Here is a 22129-nt window from a genome sequence, read left to right as displayed (position 1 = left end):
GTAGGTTTGGCATTTAGGGTTCAGCACCAAATGCCAAACCCTAAAGGCATATACTTATTTCATGGTTACTTGCTTGTCGGCAGCCTTCAGCGAAGAAAGGAACTCCACGAGGCTTACCAGTTCTTTCTGGCTCATGGCGGCTTGCAATCCTGCTGGCATCATCGAATTTTTCATCTGCTCACGGGAGGCAATATTGCTTTTTGCAATCCTGTTTTTGATGCCGCCGGGAAGCACCAGTTCCACTTCACTTTCTGTTTCGGAAGAGACGATGCCCACAGCGGTGTTGCCATCTTTCAGTTTGAAGGTATGGCCTTCATAGCCAAAAGAAATTCCCTGATCGGGATGGAGGATGGCCATGTACAGGGCTTCCTTGGGCAGCTTGCTACCAATCTGGCTCAGTGCTGGCCCGAATGCGGCACCTTCATTGCCGGCTTTGTGGCAGGAGGCGCAAAAGGTGGTATATATTTTTTTACCCTGGGCCACATCTCCTTTTTGCTGCGACAGCATGCTGATGCTGGGCAGGGCGCCGGCTTTGCCTTGAACGCCACCGAGGTATTTAAGGGCTTCCTGTTGCATGTCCTTGCGATAAGTGGTAGACAGGGCTGCAGCAGCAGTTGGTTCCAGGTTTTTGGGCAGCCTTCCGCTTTTAATCATGCCCACCAAGTATTCCGATTCCATCCAACCGCCTGCCAGCCGGCGCACGGCTTCCTGCCGCAGTTGCACCGGTATGGCAGGGTCAGCAATAAGGGCTTCCATGGCTTTCATGGCCTGCCCGCTGCCCGAGCGGCCCAGCACACCGATAGCAGCCATGGCTTTGGATTTATCTGTTCCGGAAATAACCTTGCGGATCAGGGGCTCGCCGCCGGTTTTCAGTAGCATGTTGGCGGCTTCTACACCCAGCGGAGCATTGGCATTTGCCAAGGCAATTTTCAAAAGTTCTTCATTCTGGTCCTTTACGCCATAACGGCCAGCCAGGGATACAAAATCCTGGGTGCCCTTTAGCGAAGCGAGGGTAGCATCTAGGGCAGTCTTGGCTTTGGGGAACCGGCCTACAACGGAAGGGTCCAGATGACGCAGGGCTGTAGCCACAATCTGTTGCTTGTTGGGGCCCTGGTTGTCGAGCAGGGAAAGCAGCACTTCCTCTTTAAAAGGATCCTGGATAAAATCAAAAGCTCTGAAAAACTTCAGGCGGTCTGGGGCAGCAGTGGCATCATCGGTAATGCCAGCAGCCAGCATCGGCAGGGCCGCCCCTGTGCGGGCACGCCAGGCAATATCGCGGGCAGCAGCTACAGGCATGGTTGCTGCTTTTTCCTTCCAAGCAGCCAGGTAGCGTTCCCACTGCGCATCGGCACCAATACCCAATGCTTCCAGGTACCAGCGGTCGCGGCCATCATATTGAGCAGCCAGGTCGGCCCAAAGCGCTGCAGCTTCTGGAGCTGCGTTGTGGCGGAGGGCAATGGCAGCTTCACGGCGCACCTGCGGGTCGGCATCCCGTACCAGTTGGCGCACGGCAGCAATCACATCACCATTAAGCTGGCGGGAAGCACGCAAAGCGGCAATCCGGATATCCGGGTTGGCATCTTTGAGTGCCTGTTGCACATAGCTATTACCCTTGTTGGGCATTTTTGCCAAAAACCAGAATGCCTTTGCTTTCATCCGTTGGTCGGCGCCATTGTATACGGCCAGCAATGCAGGTTCGGCAGCAGCACCCATTTGCTGCAGTTGCTGCCAGCCCAGGTAACGGGTGGCCATGTTGGGGTTCAGCAATGCTTTTACCGCACCTTCGGCAGTATTGAGCTCGGAGGCGGTGACGGTATAAGCCGAACCCGGAGGGGCAATGCGGTACACCCGGCCACGGTTCATATCGCCCATCTGGTGACCACCCACACCGGGATCGTACCAGTCGGCAACGAAGATGGAACCATCGGGCGCCACGCATACATCCGAAGGTCGGAACCATTTGTCGCGGGTACCTTCCATGATCTTCACGATGGAAGCTTTGTATCCCGCGCCATCCTTTGTTACAGGGTATGCCCTTACAATGTTGGGACCGGCATCGGTATGGATCATGCCATTGCGGAACGCTTCGGGCAGCAGGTTGCTGCCTTCATAAACCAGCATCCCGGTGGGTGAGCCTGCGCCGGTTTGCAAGAGGTTGGGAATAGAACCGGGATCATTCTGGTGCCAATGCCGCTTGGGGATTTCCGCTTCCATATTGGTGCGGTTGGCCCGCCAGCCGGCACCGGTCATTTCATCGGTATAACCATAGTTGCCATACTCCATTACATAATTGATGCGCACACCCTGGTTGCCGTCGTCGTCGTTATCGCTTTGCCAGATGGTGCCAAACGCATCCACGGCAGCTTCGTAGTTGTTTCGGAAATTATGGGCCAGCACTTCCAGCTCGCTGCCATCGGGGTTCATCCGGAACACCATACCCTGGCGGTAGGGAGAGCCTTTATGGTTGATAATCTTACCGTCTTTATCTTTTAAAGGGTTGCCGTCCTTGTCCATCAGCTGTTGCCCTTCATTGCCAAAGTTGAAATACAGTTTACCATCCGGTCCAAATGAAAACGAGTGGACGGCATGGTCGTGCTGCTCGCCGCCAACATGGCTAAACAGCACTTCCTTTTTATCAGCTTTGTCATCGCCATCGGTGTCGGTGAGTACAAAAACATTGGGGCTGCAGGAAACGATCGCCTTATTGCCCAGCACAGCCACCCCAAGGGCGGCATTGATATCCGTTCCCTGATAAAAAACTTTGGAAACATCGGCGCGGCCATCGCCGTTGGTGTCTTCCAGGATCAGGATACGGTCGCCTTCATTCCGCTGCGGGTTGTTGGGGTTGAGCTTAGGACGGTAGTTATAAGCTTCGCATACCCATACCCTGCCGCGGTTATCGATATCGATATTGGTAGGATTGCCCATCATGGGCTCGGATGCAAAAAGGGTAGCCTGCAGTCCGGGTGCCAGGTCCACCCCCAGCAGGGCATTTTGGGGCAGCCGCCTTTCGGCATCGGAAAGTTTAGCCCAGGCACTGTCCTTATCGGAAGTAGACTGCAGCGAGGAGGATGGGGTGGCAAAATGTGCGAAGGCGGCAATTGCACCGGCACAGGCAAGCACCAGGTTCCGTTTTTTCATACTGAAAGGAATGGTAATGGGTTAAGCGTTAAATCGTTAGTAGCACGTAAAAGCGTGCTTAAGGTAAGGAAAATAAGGGAGGCGCTGCCCGGTTTAGTACAGCAATCTTTGTTGCCTGGGAAAATAGAAATGGGCCAAACCTGCTACCCTGCTGCATTTGCCGGCAGGAAATAAGATTCTCCATCTTTCCTTCCAGATAAGTTGCCGGTGCACTTGTGAAAATATCTATATTTAAACGTTCCTTTTACACTTAAAACCGAAAGCTTCGCCTCATGAATTTTCCAGGAAAGACATGGTTCCTTTCGGCCGCCTTGGTTAGCGTACTTGCAGGTTTTTCCGGCTGTAAGTCTACCAAAACGGTCTCTGTTCCCTTGCCCGAACCACCCGCAGCCCGACCGCCAAGGGTTTTGGTTTTTGCCAAAACCGCAGGATTTTACCACCAGTCCATACCCGCAGGTATGGCAGCCATCCAGCTGCTGGGCCGCGAAAACGGGTTTGTGGTAGACACCACCCGCGATGCCCGCTATTTTGTACAGGACAGCCTACAGAACTACAGTGCCGTAGTTTTCCTGAGCACCACCATGAACGTCCTCAACGGCGAACAACAGGTGGCTTTTGAACGCTATATCCAGGCAGGGGGCGGCTTTGCCGGCGTACATGCCGCAGCCGATACCGAGTACGACTGGCCCTGGTACAACCGCCTGGTGGGTGCTTATTTCCTAAGCCATCCCAAACAGCAAACCGCATCCATTGATGTAAAAGACAAGTCGCACAAAAGCACAGCACACCTCCCCGACCGCTGGACGCGTTGGGACGAGTGGTACAATTATAAAAACATCTATCCCGGTATCAAGGTACTGGCTACGCTGGATGAAACCACTTATGAAGGGGGCGCCAATGGCGACAATCACCCCATTGCCTGGTACCACGACTATGACGGTGGCCGTGCCTTTTATACCGGCCTGGGGCATACCGATGAGGCATATAAAGAAACCAATTTCCTGAAGCATCTCCTGGGGGGCATTCAGTATGCCATTGGCGAAAACAGGGGTCTTGATTTCAGCAAAGCCTACGCGGTGCGCACACCCGAGGACAACCGTTTCACCAAAACGGTACTGACCAACGACCTCAACGAGCCCATGGAGCTGACCGTGGCGCCCGATGGCCGCGTGTTTTTTACCGAAAGGGGCGGTAAGTTTTATGCATACGAGCCCACTACCCGCAGCACCAAACTGGTGCGCGACTTCCCGGTGAAAGCCGTTGAGAAATATCTGAATGGTTTGATCGGCGTGACCCTTGATCCAAAGTTCACCGAGAACAACTGGATTTATTTTTTCTACTCCTCCAACAGGGGTGAGGAATACATGCAGAAGATCAGCCGCTTTAAGATCAGCAAGGACAATGTGCTGGACGAAGCTTCCGAGCAGGTGCTGATTGAAGTGCCCATCGACCTGGAAGTGAGTGCCCACACTGGCGGCTCGCTGGCATGGGATGCACAGGGTAACCTCTACATCGGTACCGGCGACAATACCGTTCCTTTTGAGAGCCATGGCTATGCCCCCATGGACGAACGCGATGGCCGCAAAGTGTATGACGCCCAGCGATCGGCGGGTAATACCAACGACCTGCGTGGAAAGATCCTCCGCATACACCCCGAAGCTGATGGCAGCTATACCATTCCCGAGGGCAACCTCTTTGCCAAAGGCACTGCCGGCACCCGCCCCGAGATTTACGTGATGGGTTGCCGCAACCCCTACCGCATAGCCGTTGACCAGAAAACCGGTATCCTGTACTGGGGTGAAATTGGTCCCGATGCAGGTACCGACTCTAACCATGGTCCCCGTGGATACGACGAATTCAATCAGGCAAAAAAAGCAGGTAACTATGGCTGGCCCTTTTTCGTGGGCAACAGCGTAGCTTACCATGATTCGGATTTTGCCACCAAGGCAATCGGTCCCTTGTTTGACAAGAATGGTCCTACCAACAATTCGCCCAACAATACCGGTCTGAAGACCTTGCCGCCCACCAATGCGGCGATGATCTATTATCCGTACAACGCTTCGGAAGAGTTTCCGCTGTTGGGACAAGGTGGCCGTTGCGCCATGGGTGGTCCTATTTACCGTTACGATCCTAATGGCACCAATCCCAACAGGCTGCCTGCCTATTACGACGGCGCCATGTTTATCTACGACTGGATGCGCAATTGGGTGATGGCCGTTCGTTTTGACGAAAACAACAACTACAAACGCATGGAGCCCTTTATGCCCACCAACGGCGATTTCCGCCGCCCCGTGGACCTGGAGATCAGCCCCGACGGCGTATTGTATATGCTGGAATATGGTTCGGTATATGGTATCGACAACGAGGATGCCCGCCTGGTACGCATCGACTTCAATGGCGGCAACCGTGCGCCCATTGCCAAGGTAGCCGTTTCGGATACCGTAGGTGCTGCGCCGCTGACTGTATCGCTCAACCGCAGGGCTGCCAAAGACTTTGATGAAGAAGACCAGGTAAGCTACCAGTGGGTAGTGGAAGGCAAAACCATCCCTGCCGACAAGCCAGACTTCAGGTATACGTTCAACAACAAAGGCGAATACCTGGCCATCCTGCAGGCCCGCGATGCTGCCGGTGCCACCAGCGCCGATACCGTGAAAGTAAAGGTGGGCAACGCCATGCCGGTAGTGAAGCTCAATACCACCGACAACAAGACTTTCTTTTTCAATAAAACCACCGGACTTAACTACTCGGTAGATGTTACCGACAAAGAAGACCAGGCCATTGATAAGAAGAAAGTAAAAGTGGCGCTGACTTATATCCCTAAGGTGGCCACTACGCAAAACCTGGTTGGCCACCAGGAGATCAGCGAAAGCTATAACCTGGGCAAGACCCTGATGCAGGCCAGCGATTGTAAAGCCTGTCACCAGATCAACGCCAAATCGGTTGGCCCAGCCTTCCTGCAGGTTGCCCAGAAATACCAGGGTGATGCAACTGCTATCAGCAAGCTGGCCAACAAGGTGATCACCGGTGGTGGTGGCGTTTGGGGCGAACATGCCATGAATGCCCACCCGCAGCTAAGCCGCGAAGACGCTACCGAGATTGTAAAATATGTGTTGTCGCTGGCCAACCAGCCGCAGGATGCATCGCTGCCCGCACAGGGTAGCCTGGCACTACAGGAGCATGCCGGCAACGTAGAAACGGGCCGCTATATCCTTACCGCATCTTATACCGATAAAGGTGGCGATGCCCAGCCCCTCACCGGCAAAACCATTCTGGTGCTGCGCCCCAGCAAGCTGCAGGCAGAAGATGCCGATGCTGTTGGACGTGCCCAAAAACAAGGCCGCAACGTGATGATGGGTGGCAACGGCAGCTGGATCCTTTTCCGCAACATCGACCTCCAGGATGTAACCGGCTTTACCTACCGTTATGGTACAACGGTTAGTGGTGGTACCATTGAAGTGCACACCGATTCAGCCAGGGGTGCCCTCATCAGCAGCCAGGCGATGGAAGTTACCGGCGACCGCAAGTTTGCAGAGGTAACAGCCCCCGCCACCGCAACAACAGGTACGCACAACCTGTATTTTGTATTTACAAAAAATGATACGCCCAACAACAGGCTTGCCGTGGTGGACTATATCCGCGTGGAAGGTGGCCGCGAAGTGCAACCCGCACCAACTAAAAAGGCACCTGCCAAAACGGTAGTGGAAGCCAAAACTGCCGCGGTGAAAACTACGGCCGAAAAACCCGCTGCACCGACGCAGGCAGTAACTAAAACAAGCATCAATGGTGGCGCCCTGATTGCCAAAAGCGATTGCAAGGCCTGCCATGCACCGAAGGCAAAAATGGTAGGTCCCTCCTACCACGACATCGCCAGGAAATACACCAAGACCACAGCTAATGTAAATAAGCTGGCGGCCAAGGTGATCAGTGGCGGTGCCGGCAACTGGGGACAGATACCCATGACCCCGCACCCACAGCTTTCGAAGCAGGAAGCTGGTGCCATTGTGGAGCATATTCTCAGTATGAAATAGGGTTAGTAAAGTCCAATTAAAGCCCCACCGGTTGGTGGGGCTTTTTTGTGGGCTAAAAAGTGCTGGTGATTTGTATAACTCAAAGGACGCTAAGCAATCACTATTGCCGATAAAACAAACACTTCAACCCAAACGCAAAACTCCAAACTCCCAACACCAAACCCTTAACCCCTAAACCCAACTATTTCCCTACATTTAGCGGCCTTTAAACCCCTCTTGCCATGAAGCCCATTGTTGCCCTATATACCCTTGCCGCTTGTCTTTCCCTGAACCCCGTTGCTGCGCAAACCGTCCATTTACCCGCCAGGCAAAAAGCAACCTACACCAACCCGATGCCGGTGCAGTTTGGCGACCCTTTTGTACTGTATACAAAGGGCACTTACTATATGTACGGTACGGGGGGTGCCGAGAAAGGCTTTGCCGCTTACTCCTCTCCCGACCTGGTGAACTGGAAAAAGGAAGGACAGGTTTATTTCCACAACAATCCCAATGGGTGGAGCGATCCAAAGGCAGCCTGGGGTGGCGCTTACTGGGCACCCGAAGTGTATGAGCGCAATGGCAAATACTATCTTTTCTACAGCGCACAGTGGAAAGAAAACCCGGCGAAAGAAGAAGAAAACTTTCGTATAGGCGTTGCCGTTGCCGACCAACCCACTGGCCCTTTTATTGACTTGCAGAACAAGCCGGTTTTTGATCCTGGCTACCCCATCATTGATGCCAATGTGTTCTTCGATACCCATGGCAAGGTTTACCTCTACTACTCAAGGGCAGCCTACAAACACCCAGTTGAAAGCGAGGTTGCCGACTGGGCACGTAAACAGGGCTTGTACAAGGAAGTGGAAGAAAGCTGGGTGTATGGTGTGGAACTGAAACCCGATTTCACCGGGGCCATCGGTGAGCCTGTTCTATTGTTGCGTCCACCTGTAAAACTGGCCGACAAACAGGCGGGTTGGGAAAGCCTTTCGGTTACCTCCAAAGAGGTAAACCGCCGCTGGACCGAGGGTTCTGTTACGTTTAAAAAAGACGGGCTTTATTACATCATGTACTCTGCCAACCATTTTGGCGGCCAGCATTATGCCATTGGATATGCCACCGGCAAAAGCCCGTTGGGTCCTTTTACCAAGGCTGCAAACAACCCCATTTTGCAAAAGAACACAGATAAAGGCGGCACCGTTAGCGGCACGGGCCACAATAGCATCACCTATTCGCCGGATGGAAAAGAAATGTTTTGCGTGTACCATGGCCGCACCGCAAAAACGGGTGATGAACGCGTAGTGTTTATCGACCGCATGATTGTCAAGGACGGAAAAATCACCGTAAAGGGTCCTACCACAACACCACAACCCTTACCATCCGGTGTGAAGGGAACGAAGCCCTTACCCAAGCTTCGCTAAACAATATTTTCAGCTGGCACCCATATTACTTAACCTCATTAATACAGGTTAGATGAACTGGAAACCATTACTCCCTGCCCTGCTCCTAAGCCTTACCGGGTTTGCGCAAAAAAAAGACCTGCCCCAGCAAACCTATACCCGCCTGGTATGGGCTGATGAATTCAACAAGGCCGGTTTGCCCGACGAAAAGAATTGGAACTATGAAGAAGGTTATCTCCGCAACCACGAGTTGCAGTTTTATACCCGCCTCAGGCCGCAAAATGCCCGGATAGAAAAAGGCAACTTGGTGCTTACAGCCCGCAATGATTCGATGCAGCATGATGGGAAGGTGGTACCTATAACTTCGGCTTCGCTGGTCACAAAGGGCCTGCACCAGTGGACCTATGGCTATATTGAGGTACGTGCCCAAATACCCAATGCGCTCGGCACCTGGCCCGCCATCTGGACACTGGGTAGCAATATCAAAGAAGCAGGTTGGCCCCTTTGCGGCGAAATTGATATCATGGAACATGTGGGCTATATGCCCGATACGCTGCATTTTAATGTACACACCAAAAAGTATAACCATGCAGCAGGTAGTGGCAAGGGCACCAAAATCTATGTGCAAAATCCACATAACGGATTTCATACCTATGGCGTTGCCAGGTTCCCCGACCATATTGACTGGTATTTTGACGGAAAGAAAGTGTTTTCCTATGCCAACGAAAAAACCGATGTGGAAGCATGGCCTTTCGATAAACCGCAATACCTCATTCTCAACCTCGCCTATGGTGGCGACTGGGGCGGCCGCAAGGGTGTGGATACAAAAAGCTTACCTCAGAGCATGCTGGTAGATTATGTACGGGTGTACCAGTAAGGTAAACCGGGTCTGTATTACCTATTTGCCCAGCTTTTTTAACACCTGCTTGCCTACCAGTTCGCCTTGCACCAGTCCATTGGCAACGGCATCCTTAAAATGAATACCGCCATACAACCTGCTGATGGCAGCTTCCTCGGCAGCCTGCCGGAAAGAGGAAAACTTGCGGGCAGGCAGTCCGTACCGGATTTCGACAGTGTCCTCATAAGCAAATGCATCGCCAAAATACCGGGTGAGAATGGTTGCCGATGCACCCGAAATGGTAGAGTGGCCGCTCAGGTATTCGGGGAAAGGCGGCGTTTGTAACAAGGGTTTCCACTCGGGATCCAGGTTCTGGCGGATGGCGGTTTCCGGACGGATGCGGTTGCTGCGGTACTTTTCGTCCCAGCAACAGATAAACCCATCCATGAGCCCCATGGAAACGGCTGTAAAAATTTCCATGCTTTGCTCAAAATTTTTGCCGCCTTTGGCGCAGGCAATACCGGTAATGCCCAGCCAGTGTGCGCCCGGTGAAATCTTCTTAAGTCCTACAAGCAGGTGCCCGTTGTCCTGAACGGCAAAAGGATTACAATCCCAAAAAGCGGCAATGGCTTTTTCTTCGTCCGTCAGTTTGTGCCGGTAAATTTCTTCCATCATTTGGTAAAATGGAGTGCCTTTTTGCGTAGTGTAGGGAGCCGGTGCATCGGGCTTGAACTGTGCTGCCGAGTCGAGGGTAAAAGGGCGCACCATTTTAAAATGGGGTTCTACTGCAGCCATATAAGCGGGTGGCGTAGGATACCAGGTACCCTGCTGGTTGCTCACCGGGGTATAGCGGGGGTAGTTGCTGATGGTGCGGTAACCATCACCACGGGCATATTGCAGTACCTGTTTTGTCACTACCGCTGCATATCGTTCCGAGGCGTCCAGTACTGCAGCATCCAGACCTGCTTGTTGCAGGGAATCGGTTAAACGGTTGTGGTAAGCCTGGATCATCTTTCCCGAAGGCTGCAGCTTTTCGGCTACCTGCATCATTGCCAGCAGGGCCGCCAGCTGCGCATTGTAGCCTTTGATGCTATCAGGCTTTTGCAGGGCAGGAAGATCATTGATACGCCCCTTCATGGAGGCAAAATCTTTATTGTTTTGCGCCACCACCTCGTAGCCAGCTAGGCAGGTATAAGCAAAGAAACGGGCTGCCAAGGGCGGGTTGGTCACGTCGTGCACCATGGTTTCCGTCATTTCGCCTATTACCCTCGAGATATCAACGGCCCCAAAACGCACCTGGGCTTCCTGCTTCGATTTACAACAAATCAGCAGCAATACTATGGAGGCAAATGCCAGTATCTTTTTCATAAAACAATCCTTTAAACCGCACCTATGCGGTGGCAACCATTTATTTGCGTAACTGGTAAGCTTTTAAGGCCTGTCCATTGATGCCAAAAAGGAGTTGGCCATTTACCTGTACCAGGCTCCGAACATCACCCTGCAGTTTCAATCCACTCTCCTGCTGTGGCAAATAGGCAAAACCGCCCTTACCGTTTCCTTTTAATAACACCCCATAATTGGCGTCGCTTTTTCCAAAACGCAGTTTAGCCCGGTTGTTATTGCCACAAAGCACCAGGTCTTTAAACCCGTCGCCATTTGCATCCATTGCTGCCAGTGCATAAACAGGTGCATACTGGGCAGCAATGGGCAGGGGCTGCTCGGCAAACTTTCCTTTGCCATCCTGCAACAAGAGCGTAGTGTGCAGGGTATTTGCCTGTAAATGGCCGGCGCCTTTTAGTTCTTCAGGGGTGAAAATGTCAGAAAGTTTGGCATCGGCATAAGCGTTGTAATCCTGGTAGCGGGTGCGCATGATGGTCATCTGCTCCAGCAGTTCATCGCGGAAAACATAGGGGTAGCTTTTTCCCTGCATGTAAAAACAAAGGATGGGATCAACCGCGCCATTGTCGTCAAAATCTTTGAAGTACAACTCCGCAGGTTCCTTATCACTCACCTTACATTGGGTATTCAACCCCTGGTTGCCCAGCACCAGGTCGGTACGGCCATCGCCATTCAGGTCTTCGGCCAGTATTTTGTTCCACCAACCACTATAAGCCTTTGGCAGATACTGGTTTGTTTTATTGCGCAGCTTGCCCCCTTCCAACGCAAAAACAGTTACCGGCATCCACTCGCCCACTACCACCAACTCGGGCAGGTTGCTGCCGCCAAGATTGGTAAATACGGCATCCGTCACCATACCCAAGTTTTGGATTTCCGGAGCTACGGAAGCGGTACCGTCTTTAAAGGCCCCTTTGCCATCACCCAGCAGCACAAAACTTTTGGGCGTTTCGGGGTAGCGGCCCGGAACTACCCTGCCGCCGACAAAAAGATCGGCATTGCCATCACCATTGATATCGGCGGCGGCCACGCATCCCTTGGAAACCAGCAGTTGGGGCACGGCACCGGCAGGCGCTTTTGCAAGCCCACCCTTACCATCACCCAAATAAAGCCGATCCTGCAATAGCGGGTCTTCTGGCAACAGGTTATGGTAACCGCCACTTGCGACAAACAGGTCTATTTTGCCGTCCTTGTTTGCGTCCAGGAAAACAGCACCGCCGTCCTCATAGGTCTTATCGCCTTCCAAAGCTGAGCTGGCCATTTTCCGGAAAACGCCCCCTTTTTGCTGGAGAAAAAGGGCCCCGGCAGTGCCGCTGCCGCCGCCAACAAACAGGTCTTCCAGGCCATCTCCATTTACATCGCCTTTTACCATACAGGGGCCGCTATAAGACACGGGATTCACCATCAGGGGCTGGCGTTTGAAATCGTTTACCGCTACGGGCCCATGCTGGTGGGGCACCGGGCTGGAAGTTTCCGTAAATAGGGTTTTGGGGCTGTTGGCCGGCAAGGTTTTACCCTGTGCATCGGATTGTTTCAGGGTGAGGGTTTGACCGGCTTTGATACTCCGCATTACCTGCTGACTGCCACCGGGCCATATAATCCTGAGACTGTCCACTGCGGAAGTATTGCCCAATCCAAAATGCAGTACCGGCGAAACACTCGACTGGTAACCGCGGGTAGGCATTTGCTCCAGGTACTGGCTGCGGCCACCGGCATAAAGCCATAGTTTGGCACCTACACCCATGGTATTGGCACCAGAACCCTGCAGTTTGATTTTTAAAAATTGTGCTTTGGCAACTTTATCGGCATCGTTGCGCAGCACAAATGCGGGCTTGTTGATATTGTTCACCACCAGGTCCAGGTCGCCGTCGTTGTCCAGGTCGGTGTAGGCAGCGCCATTGCTGTTGGAAGGCTCGGTCATACCCCAGCCTGCGGAGACATCGCTGAAGGTGAGGTTGCCGTTGTTGCGGAAAAAATAATTTACCACGTTGGATGCAGGCATTTGTTCTACCAGCTTCAGCACATCGGAACGCAGCACGCCGGACTCCCGGTTTTCCAGCCGGTCGCCCATGTACTTCATAAAATCCATATTGGTAAAATCCCGCACATAACCATTGGTTACAAACAGGTCTTTCCAGCCATCATTGTCGTAATCGGCAAAGAGCGGCGCCCAGCTCCAGTCGGTATTGCTGATGCCAGCCAGCTGGCCTACCTCGCTAAACGTGCCATCGCCATTGGCTACCTGCAGCATATTGCGCATGTACTGGTAGTGAAAACCGCTTTTTACACCCAGGTCAAATTTCTCGTAGTTGTCGGGAGCAAAGAGCAGCTTTTGCCTGCGGTTGTCTGCGGGCAGCATGTCCAGGGTGATAATATCGGAAAGGCCATCATTATTGATATCAGCCACATCGTTGCCCATCGAAAACTGCGAAATGTGACCGAGGGCTTGCGCCTTTTTATCGGTAAAACTGCCATCACCATTATTGATATACAGGTAATCGGGAGCCGAGTAGTCGTTGGAAACATAGATGTCCGGCCTGCCATCGTTGTTGAAATCAGATATGCCCGCACCCAGGCCATAACTCAAAGCCGAACTATTGAGACCGGTTTGCGCTGTTACATCTGAAAAGCGGCTTCCGTCGTTGCGGTACAGCCGAAGGCCATAGAGCGGCTCTGCTACCTTGAGCAGGGCTGCGGTATTTACTTCATCCAGCACCGGTATGTTGCGGGGGTTGTGATTGAGGCGCAGCAGGTCGAGGTCGCTATCCCCATCGTAATCGAAGAAATAAGCCTGGGTAGTATGCCCCGGGATGTCGAGGCCAAAAGCGGTGGTCTGATCCTTGAAATGCGGTATCCCATCCGCACCGGCGCCCTGGTTGATAAAAAGCTGGCCCACCAGCTTTTCGGGCCGCAGGTTGCCCGAGTAAGAAACATAGATATCCAGCCTGCCGTCGCCATTTACATCAGCCATGGCTACACCTGTTTTCCAGGGACCATCGCGGGTAACCAGCCCGGAGGCGTCGGTAATATCTTCAAATTTCAAATTGCCCTTATTCAGGTACAATTTATTGGCAGCCATGTTGGCTGAAAAATATAGGTCATCGAGACCGTCACCATTTAGGTCGCCGGCGGCAACCCCTCCGCCATTGTAAAAGTATTCGTACATCAGTACGTTGGTATTTACCCCTTCAACAAGGGTATCGTTGAACGCGATACCTGTTTGTTCGGCTGGCAGCAGGGTAAACAAAGAGGGCCCGGAAGCCTCTTTTTTGTTGGAGTCGGCGGAGCAGGAAAACAGGAAACTACAGGTTCCCAGGGACAGCACGGAAATCAGGCGGCAAAGCATATCGGCGGTTCGGTGGTTGGCGAAAAAACAAAGGGACCCGCAACAATGGGTACACCTATTAAAATTAGGAAAAACAGCTGTTGCACAGTGTGATTGTGGACAGAAAACAGGATGGGCACCCAATAAAAAAACCAATGCAGCCAGCGGCTGCATTGGTTTTTGCCTGTTGGGAAAGAATCCCGATTTATTCGTAACCTGGGTTTTGTACCAGTTTACTGTTACGCTGAATCTCGGACAAACTAATAGGCCGGAAATACATTTTATCCAACCAAGTCCTGTTTTCCAGATCGTTGTTCACCACAGGTGTGTAGGTGTAGTTGAAAACGTTCGGGTCTTTTCGGTAAGGCGAAGGTGCCGTAGCGCCCGGTTTTAACTGTCCTTCAATCTGAATGAACTGCACCTTTCTACCCAAGGTTTGCGGGGCAATCATCCAACGCCTTGCGTCAAAATACCTTTGTTCTTCCAGCAATAGTTCCACCCGGCGTTCGTTGCGGTAACGGTCGCGAAGCGCCGCTCCGGATTCGGTAGCTGCCGGCATCCCTGCGCGGAACCGAATTTTATTCAACCAGTTACGGGCTTCCGCGTCTTCACCCAGTTCGATGCAGGCTTCAACATAGTTCAAAACCGCTTCGGTGTATCGGAAGAAAGGCCAGGGTACCAGCTGTGGCGTGGTATTGTCGCGGATAGCTGGATCCGGATCGATAAACTTGCGGAAATAATATCCGGTAAAGCTGCCGTTCCAGTTCTCGATGGGGCCCTGTCGGGTATCGATGCCCACAATTTTGTTGGCGCCAGCAAAGTAGGTTCCGGTCTGGATCTGGTTTGCAGGATCTTCTGCCCGGTTCCGCGGCTTCCAACCAGCACCATCATATAAAATGGATGCATAAAAACGGGGATCGCGGTTAGCATAAGGATCTGCTTTGTGCGCCGGATTGGTCCAGTCGAAGCGGGTGCCGTCCATCAGTTCGTAGTCGTCTACCACCTGCTGAATAGGCGTATTGCCTGCCCAGTTGTTGTAGCCATTGGGGCCCTGGCGCAGACCATGTCGCATTGCACCCACTTCCTGCTCTGGCGAAAAAGTGCGTTCGAACAAAATTTCGTTGGAGCTAGCAACAGCCGCATCAGCATCCGGGTGTTTGCTGCGGCCGCCCATGGCAATAGCCAGGTAGTTTTTGCGTCCTTCATCGGCCGTAACCGGGGCCGTGAGGTTGGTTTTATAACCAGAACCAGCTGCGTCGAGCACCGCTTTGGCGGCATCTTTTGCTGCCTGCCAGCGTGCCCGGCGGTCGCCGGAAACAAAGCCGACCAGCTCAGGGTTTGCATATGAATTCAGCACTGTTGATTTTGACTTTGCCGTAGGCACATCGTGCAAATCGGATGCTGCGTACAGCAACTGCCTTGCTTTTAGCGCCATCGCAGCCAAATCAGAAGGACGTCCTTTTACTTTTGATTGACCGGCCAGCAAAGTGATTGCCTGGTCTGCTTCTGTAATAATGAAGTTATGTATCTCCGCATACGTATTGCGAGCAATGCTGAAACTGTCGCTTAACAGGTAAGGTTTAGTAACAAGGGGTACACCGCCATAAAAACGCAACAGCTGATGATAATAGTACGCCCGGAGAAAACGAGCTTCACCAATGAGTCTTTTTTTCATCATTTCGTCAGCGATAGCAGCATCAGGCAAATTTTGCAACGCAATATTGGTCTGGCGAATGAACCGGTACATTTCACCAAATGATGTTGTACGGTTCTGCCATCCCGGGTTGGAAGGGCTTGCGCTGCCTTGATTAATCGTATTGATGTTGCGTCCCTGGTGGGTAAAAATTGCTTCGTCTGTGAGGGCAGCAAGCATCTCCTCATCAAAGCCACCTTCAAACAACCCACCATAAAGGCCAAATACGAATGCCTGCGCTAAAGCGGGGTCTTGCCAGGTAGCTGCCCCATCAATTTGATCGAGCGGCTTTGTATTTAAAAAATCTTTTTTGCAGGCAGAAAGCAAGCCACCTGCCGCCAGCAACAAAATCCAAAATTGCTTTATTGTACTTTTCATGATTGTAGGAATTAGAAGGTAACACGGGCACCAAATGAAATAATACGGGACTGAGGATAAGCATACCCGTTTTCTGCTGTTGCCTCCGGATCCCAAATGCCCAACTTATCCCAAGTAGCAATGTTCAACCCACTTACATATAAGCGCAAGCGGCTGATACCCAACCTGTCGCCGATGCTGGGAGCAAGGTTGTAACCCAGTTCAAAGTTTTTGAAACGCAAATACCTGTTGCTGCGCAACCAATAAGTATTGTTGCCCTGGCTGCCGGCATAGTAACGGTTATTACGGCTCACCAAACGAGGATGTTCGCTGCTTGGATTATCAACAGACCAACGGTTGTTGTAACCATAGGTAAGCCAGTTGCCAAACTCACCGGTCTCGTTAAAGTTCAACCTTTGCAGGCCGCCTGTTGCACCCTGAAACAGCATGGACAGGTCGAAGCTTTTATAACTCATATTAATACTGAGGCCACCGGTAAAGCGTGGATCACGGGTTTGGTCAAGACGTACCTGATCGAAGTTATCAATCTTATTATCGCCGTTGATATCCTTAAATTTCATATCGCCGGGTCGCAGTTCCCGTTCAAAAGCCGTATAATCGAGTTTGTTTGCTGCGATATCTTTTTCATCCACAAAAATGCCATCAGACTCAAAAACTAAATACGCAGCACCATTGGTACCAACAGGACGGCCTACAGTTTTTTGATACTCAGGTGCGCTGGCAATATCATTCCATTTCAGCACCTCGTTTTTAGAGTAGCCTCCGTTCACTGATACCGTATAGGTGAAATCGCGACCGCGTTTACCATTGTAACCCAATCGGAACTCCCATCCCCTATTTACCATTTCCCCTTCATTTACAGGAGGAAGGGAAGCAATACCTGCACTGTTTGGAATAGTTGCGGAATTAGTAATCAACATTTGATCACGCTTGTTGCGAAATACATCTGCCTCAAAGAAAACACGATTGTTGAACAGGGTACCTTCCAAACCGATATTGGCGTTAGTAGCAACTTCCCATGTAAAATTCAGGTTAGGCACACGGGCCTCGGTAAGTGTACGCTGCAGTTGACCATTGATTACCTGTGTACCGGAAAGTGAGTAAGTAGACAAAAATCCAAATGCAGGCAAGTCCACACGGTCATTACCCATCTGGCCATAAGAACCTCTAATCTTCAGGTTGTTGACAAACTTTACAGGCTCAAAGAATTTTTCTTTTGAAATGGTCCAGCCTGCCAGCACGCCAGGAAAGAATCCGAAACGATCCTTCTCTGGGAAGAAGTAGGAACCGTCATAACGCCATAAGAATTCTGCAAGATATTTCTCCTGGTAGTTGTAAGCAGCCCGGCCGAAATAACTAAGGCGGGCTTCAGCAAAACCACCGCTTCCGACATTCTGCCGCTGTTGTCCACCAACACTCAACTGATCCAGTGCAGCCGAAATGAAATCTCGTCTGAAAGCAGAAAAGCTTTCACCATCATTTTGCTCTTTTTGAATACCAGCCAGTAATCCTACGGTATGGTCACCGAAGGTGCGGTCATAGTTTAATAAGCCTGTCAGCGTAAGTTTCAATGCATCCTCATTCCCCATGTTCAATTGAGGGTCAGTAAAGGTTGAACGGATTGTTCTTGTGAGCTTTGGCGTTACACCATCCGCCTCAAAAGTAGTTTTATCCCAGGTGTACAGTGCCCATGGGGTAGCAAAACGTTTGGTATTGCGCATATATTTATCTGCTGCTGCTTGCAGTGTTAGCTTCAGCCCACTTACCCAGGGGTTGCTGATCACCATCTGCCCGTTTGCTTGCAGATAATTGCGCCTGTCCTTATCATAGCCAGTGGCACCGGTAGTTACCACAACAGGGTTTTGTCCGTTCTCAATGTCCGGTCCAGGAAGACCGTTTGGCCATACAGCCATTTCTGTAGGTTTGCCACGTACCAACATCCTAAAAATATCGCCGGCACCTACCGTTGGAAAATCGCGGACTTCCTGGCGGTACAAAGCACCAATGGTTGTGTTGATGTACTTGTTAATCTTTGCATCTATATTGATGCGGGCATCGTATTGGCTGTACTTGGTAGCTGAGTTTTTGTAGTAAGCATCTTGGTTTTGATAACCAATGGAAGCCAAAACCCGCAACGCTTCTGTACCCCCGCTTACTTGCAGGCTGTGTGTTTGCTGGTTCGTCCATTTCTTAAACACACTGTTGTACCAATTGGTATTGGGATGGGTCAGTGGGCTGGAACCATCTGCAAATTTTTGTACGTCCTGTGGAGAATAAATGGCATTTACTCTTTGGTTGTTGTCAGAACGAACATAAAAACCTTGTTGCTTGATAGCAGGCCAAGCGGCACCCCATTGGGCAAAAGGTACATTTTGAAACATCGTTTGCTCATTCATCAATTCGGCATATTGAGCAGCGTTGGCCATTTCCGGAACAACGGTTGGCTGCAGTAGACCATAGTTATAGTCATAGGAAACTACAGGCTTACCGATTTTTCCCTGTTTGGTAGTAATCAGGATGACACCGTTTGCTGCACGGGCACCATAAATGGCGGCCGCAGCATCTTTCAGAATCGACATACTCTCGATGTCGGCAGGGTTCAGACGATCCAAACCACCGGCCCGGTCAGGCACACCATCAATAACTACAAGTGGTGAGCTGTTACCAAAAGAGTTGGTACCGCGAATACGAATGGTAGAACCATCATATCCTGGCTCACCGCTGCCTTGAATGGCAGTGATACCCGGCAGACGGCCTGCCAGTGAGTTGGACAGGTTAACGGTTGGCGACTTGTCCAGCTCCGTACCCTGCACGGCCGCAACCGAGCCGGTAACGGTGGCCTTCTTTTGCCGGCCGTAACCCACAACCACTACCTGTTGCATTTCCTGATTGGTAGACTTAAACTGAAAATTCACAGCGGAGCGGTTGCCCACTGCAACTTCTTGGGTTTCGTTACCTACATAGCTGAACACAAGGGTTGCATTGGCCGGCACTTGCAGCGTGTAGTTACCGGCTTCATTGGTTTGGGTGCCAGTGGCCCCACCTTTTACCTGAACCGAAACGCCGGAAAGCGGTGTAGTGCCATCAGCGGCCGTCACCCTACCTGTAACCGTGCGGTTTTGCGCCCAGGGCACCAAAGCAGATAACATCAAAAGAAGGACTAAAAACAGCCTGGGGGTTCTGTAAAAATGGCCCAGGCCATTGGGGGCGTTGCGCCCCTCCTTGCTTCGGGTAAAGCAATTAATCATGGCAGTAGATCGTTTAAATGAATGCTAACGGGAGATCCGTTAACGAAAACCAAAATAGCATTTTTTTTAAACGTATGAACTACATTTCATAAGCAGTTTTACTTATCCACAATTGATACATTTTGTTCTACTTTCCGCAATTATTCCTATAAGTTTTAATACGTCCTTTTTTTACAACAGAACCTAAAAAGCAATTGTGCGCCAAGGGCAACCGACAGGATACATGCTTAAACCGCCATGGTAAAGGTTTTCCGGTTCAATGCAAGTTTCACCACCCATGCTTTTTGCTGTTTTTCTTTATTAAACCAAAAAATGCTTTCTTCACGGTTATACATTGACAGTGGCAAAATTTACCAAATGGTTCGCCACTGCGAAAACGATTGCACATATGACCGCATACCTGCTCCAACAACCCGTACTCCTTGCCGTGGATTGCATTGTCTTTGGCTTTGATGGCAAAGACCTTAACATTTTACTCATAAAAAGAAATTTTGATCCCGAGCAGGGCCGATGGAGCCTGATGGGCGGCTTTTTAAAAAAAGGCGAATCGCTGCCCGATGCAGCCAACAGGGTATTGAAAACGCTCACCGGCCTTGAAGGCGTTTACCTGGAACAATCGAAAGTATTTTGCGAACCTGACCGGGACCCTGCCGAAAGGGTTATATCCATGTCCTATTTTGCCCTGATCGATATCAATAAGTACGAGCACCAGGTAACTGAAGACTACGAAGCCAAATGGTTTTTGCTGGATAAAAAGCCCCGCCTTGTTTTTGATCATGATGATATGGTGCGGCAAGCCCTGCACCAGTTAAGGTATAAGGCAGCCCTGCATCCCCTGCTGTTTGAATTGCTGCCCGAAAGGTTTACCATCCCGCAACTGCAGGCCCTGTACGAAGCGGTTTACGATACCGTTTTCGACAACCGCAATTTTACCCGCAAACTTATTAGTACGGGTTTGCTGATCAAGCAAACAGCGAAAGATAAATCAGGGTCCAAGAAGGGCGCTTACCTCTATAAACTGGATAAGCGTAAATACAAAAAGCAACAGGGCGCTTTTCTCAACCTCATTCCCCGCCCCGATAAATTGTTGTAAGCAAGCAAAACTGTTTGTAAAACAAAAAGGGCCTATAAAGGCCCTTGATGGTAATATGATCTGCTGCACTGTAAAACCGGAATAGTTTTACAAAGAGCGGTTATCATTATTGCGCAGGTTGTCGCGAAGGTCATTGTCCGTATCGCGGTAATCGGTAGTACCGAGATCGCTGCCGGTGGTACCAGTGGAGCCGGCGAGGCCCACATCGCTTCGGCGGCCGGTTTCATCAATGTCAACATCGGTGCTGCGTACGGTATCACGGATGGTTTCCTCGCGCTCAGTAACTTCTTTATTGAGGCGAATTTCCTCTACCACGCGGGCTTCTTTGTTTACCACGGGAACTTCTGCCCTTTCGGTCAGTTCAATCTCACCTTCGCGGAATGCGCCCAGTTCACCTTCACGCAGGGGACGGTCAACAGGGTTGCGCTCTACACGTACATGCTCTTCGCGCAGGCGTACATGTTCTTCTACAGGGCGCTCTACAATGCGGCTGCGTACCCTTACACCACCACGTTCTACTTCGCGCTTACCTACTTCCAGGTCTTCGCGGATGATGGGAATAGAAGTGCTACGCTCATCGGTGTCGGTGAAACGGTCGCTGTCGGTGCTGCGGGTACCGGAAGTAAGCCCATAGCTTGCTGCGCGCTCATCCACGTCTACGGCTCCGTAGCTGTCCAACAGGTCAGCTGCGCGGCTGGCTTCTGTGTCGCTTTGGGCGTGTACGGTTACAATGGCATCGCTGTTGTGGCCAACACTGCTGTAGCGGCTCACATTGTCGTTGTCGTCGTCACCAAACAGGTTTTTAAAGAAACGGGTTACACCGCTTTCGTGATCATCATGGCGATCGCTGCTATCGCTGCTGCCGCTGTACGATACATTGCCGGAGCCACTGCGACCTGATGAAATATCGATGCGGTCGCGGCTGATACCAGCCATTGCCAATTGCTCTACTGCGTTTTGCGCTTCGCTGTAGGAATCAAAGAATCCAATTACTGTTTGTGCCATAATAGCCTCCTTTTCGTATGGTTAAGTGAATAAAAGAAGTTGGGAAAAGGCAGCATGTTGCCATGCTACTGCAGTGGTTGCATAGGTATAAGAGAATAGCATTTAGAAACGCTCCGGAGCTTCATCGCCCCTGTGCCGTTCTACATGTACCTGCTCTTTGCGCAGGGTGATCTCCTGCATCACGGGTGTTTCGGTAAGCTTGCGGGTAATGCGCAGTTCTTCCACTACTTCATACCGTTTCTGGATTACCGTAATTTCCTTTGTTACCGGGATGATCATGGTATCGCCTTCATAACGCACCGAAGGTGGTGGCGTATCCCGCGTTTCGTTGACGGTTACGCGTTCAATGTCATAATACTCGTTGGTGATGGGCAGGTTCACAAGAGCCTGCTCTTCACTTACTGTTTTACGGATCGAAACCTTACCTGTTTCAACTATTTCCTGGTGAATGGTAGCAAACTCTTCTACCACCGGTATTACCTGTTGCTTAGAGGTACCGTTGTTTAACTGCTCGCCGGAATAGTTGGGGTGCGTATTGTTTTCCATAGCAGTATTCTTTTAACCAATAGCGTGCCCTTGTGCCATTAGCACTATAAAAAACCTGTTTTAAAT

At 51.2% G+C, this 22129-nt stretch carries 11 protein-coding genes; 4 read left to right on the top strand and 7 right to left on the bottom strand.

The annotated features are described in order from the left end of the window. Positions 1 to 54: 54 nt before the first annotated feature. Positions 55 to 3141, bottom strand: a complete 3087-nt coding sequence (locus tag BUE76_RS11310; RefSeq protein ID WP_073046313.1) for a PVC-type heme-binding CxxCH protein — start codon at positions 3139 to 3141, stop codon at positions 55 to 57. 272 nt (positions 3142 to 3413) lie between these two features. Between BUE76_RS11310 and BUE76_RS11305 the strand changes: the two genes are divergently transcribed. The 3 genes from BUE76_RS11305 to BUE76_RS11295 all read left to right on the top strand — a co-directional run bounded on the left by BUE76_RS11305 (position 3414) and on the right by BUE76_RS11295 (position 9419). After that, on the top strand, positions 3414 to 7169 hold the full coding sequence (locus BUE76_RS11305) for a ThuA domain-containing protein (protein ID WP_073046311.1): 3756 nt from the start codon (positions 3414 to 3416) through the stop codon (positions 7167 to 7169). A gap of 221 nt (positions 7170 to 7390) precedes the next feature. Beyond that, positions 7391 to 8563: a glycoside hydrolase family 43 protein gene (locus tag BUE76_RS11300; protein WP_073046309.1), complete on the top strand. Its 1173-nt coding sequence runs from the start codon at positions 7391 to 7393 to the stop codon at positions 8561 to 8563. A 52-nt stretch (positions 8564 to 8615) separates the two neighbouring features. Next, a complete protein-coding gene (locus tag BUE76_RS11295) occupies positions 8616 to 9419 on the top strand; it encodes a glycoside hydrolase family 16 protein (RefSeq protein ID WP_073046306.1) in 804 nt (267 codons plus the stop codon). 21 nt (positions 9420 to 9440) lie between these two features. Here the strand turns inward: BUE76_RS11295 and BUE76_RS11290 are convergent, their stop codons facing one another. The 4 genes from BUE76_RS11290 to BUE76_RS11275 form a co-directional block, all read right to left on the bottom strand. Beyond that, positions 9441 to 10748, bottom strand: coding sequence for a vanadium-dependent haloperoxidase (locus BUE76_RS11290; protein WP_073046303.1), 1308 nt, complete (start codon positions 10746 to 10748; stop codon positions 9441 to 9443). A gap of 40 nt (positions 10749 to 10788) precedes the next feature. Further along, positions 10789 to 14121, bottom strand: a complete 3333-nt coding sequence (locus BUE76_RS11285; protein ID WP_073046301.1) for a VCBS repeat-containing protein — start codon at positions 14119 to 14121, stop codon at positions 10789 to 10791. Between the two features lie 184 nt (positions 14122 to 14305). Next, positions 14306 to 16171: a RagB/SusD family nutrient uptake outer membrane protein gene (locus tag BUE76_RS11280; protein WP_073046299.1), complete on the bottom strand. Its 1866-nt coding sequence runs from the start codon at positions 16169 to 16171 to the stop codon at positions 14306 to 14308. An 11-nt stretch (positions 16172 to 16182) separates the two neighbouring features. Continuing rightward, positions 16183 to 19320 (bottom strand): SusC/RagA family TonB-linked outer membrane protein, encoded by a 3138-nt coding sequence (locus BUE76_RS11275; RefSeq protein WP_073046438.1) that lies wholly within the window; start codon positions 19318 to 19320, stop codon positions 16183 to 16185. 487 nt (positions 19321 to 19807) lie between these two features. Between BUE76_RS11275 and BUE76_RS11270 the strand changes: the two genes are divergently transcribed. Beyond that, complete coding sequence (locus BUE76_RS11270; RefSeq protein WP_073046436.1) at positions 19808 to 20512, top strand: NUDIX hydrolase; 705 nt, start codon at positions 19808 to 19810, stop codon at positions 20510 to 20512. 87 nt (positions 20513 to 20599) lie between these two features. Here BUE76_RS11270 and BUE76_RS11265 read toward each other — a convergent pair whose 3' ends face one another. Further along, on the bottom strand, positions 20600 to 21517 hold the full coding sequence (locus tag BUE76_RS11265) for a YsnF/AvaK domain-containing protein (RefSeq protein ID WP_073046296.1): 918 nt from the start codon (positions 21515 to 21517) through the stop codon (positions 20600 to 20602). Positions 21518 to 21619: 102 nt separating this feature from the next. Further along, positions 21620 to 22063: a YsnF/AvaK domain-containing protein gene (locus tag BUE76_RS11260; protein ID WP_083596647.1), complete on the bottom strand. Its 444-nt coding sequence runs from the start codon at positions 22061 to 22063 to the stop codon at positions 21620 to 21622. Positions 22064 to 22129: the final 66 nt, after the last annotated feature.

It is taken from the genome of Cnuella takakiae (assembly GCF_001953305.1).
GTDB lineage: Bacteria > Bacteroidota > Bacteroidia > Chitinophagales > Chitinophagaceae > Flavisolibacter > Flavisolibacter takakiae.
The sequence above is the reverse complement of the archived record's forward strand: the minus strand, read 5'-3'. Positions and strand labels throughout refer to the sequence as shown.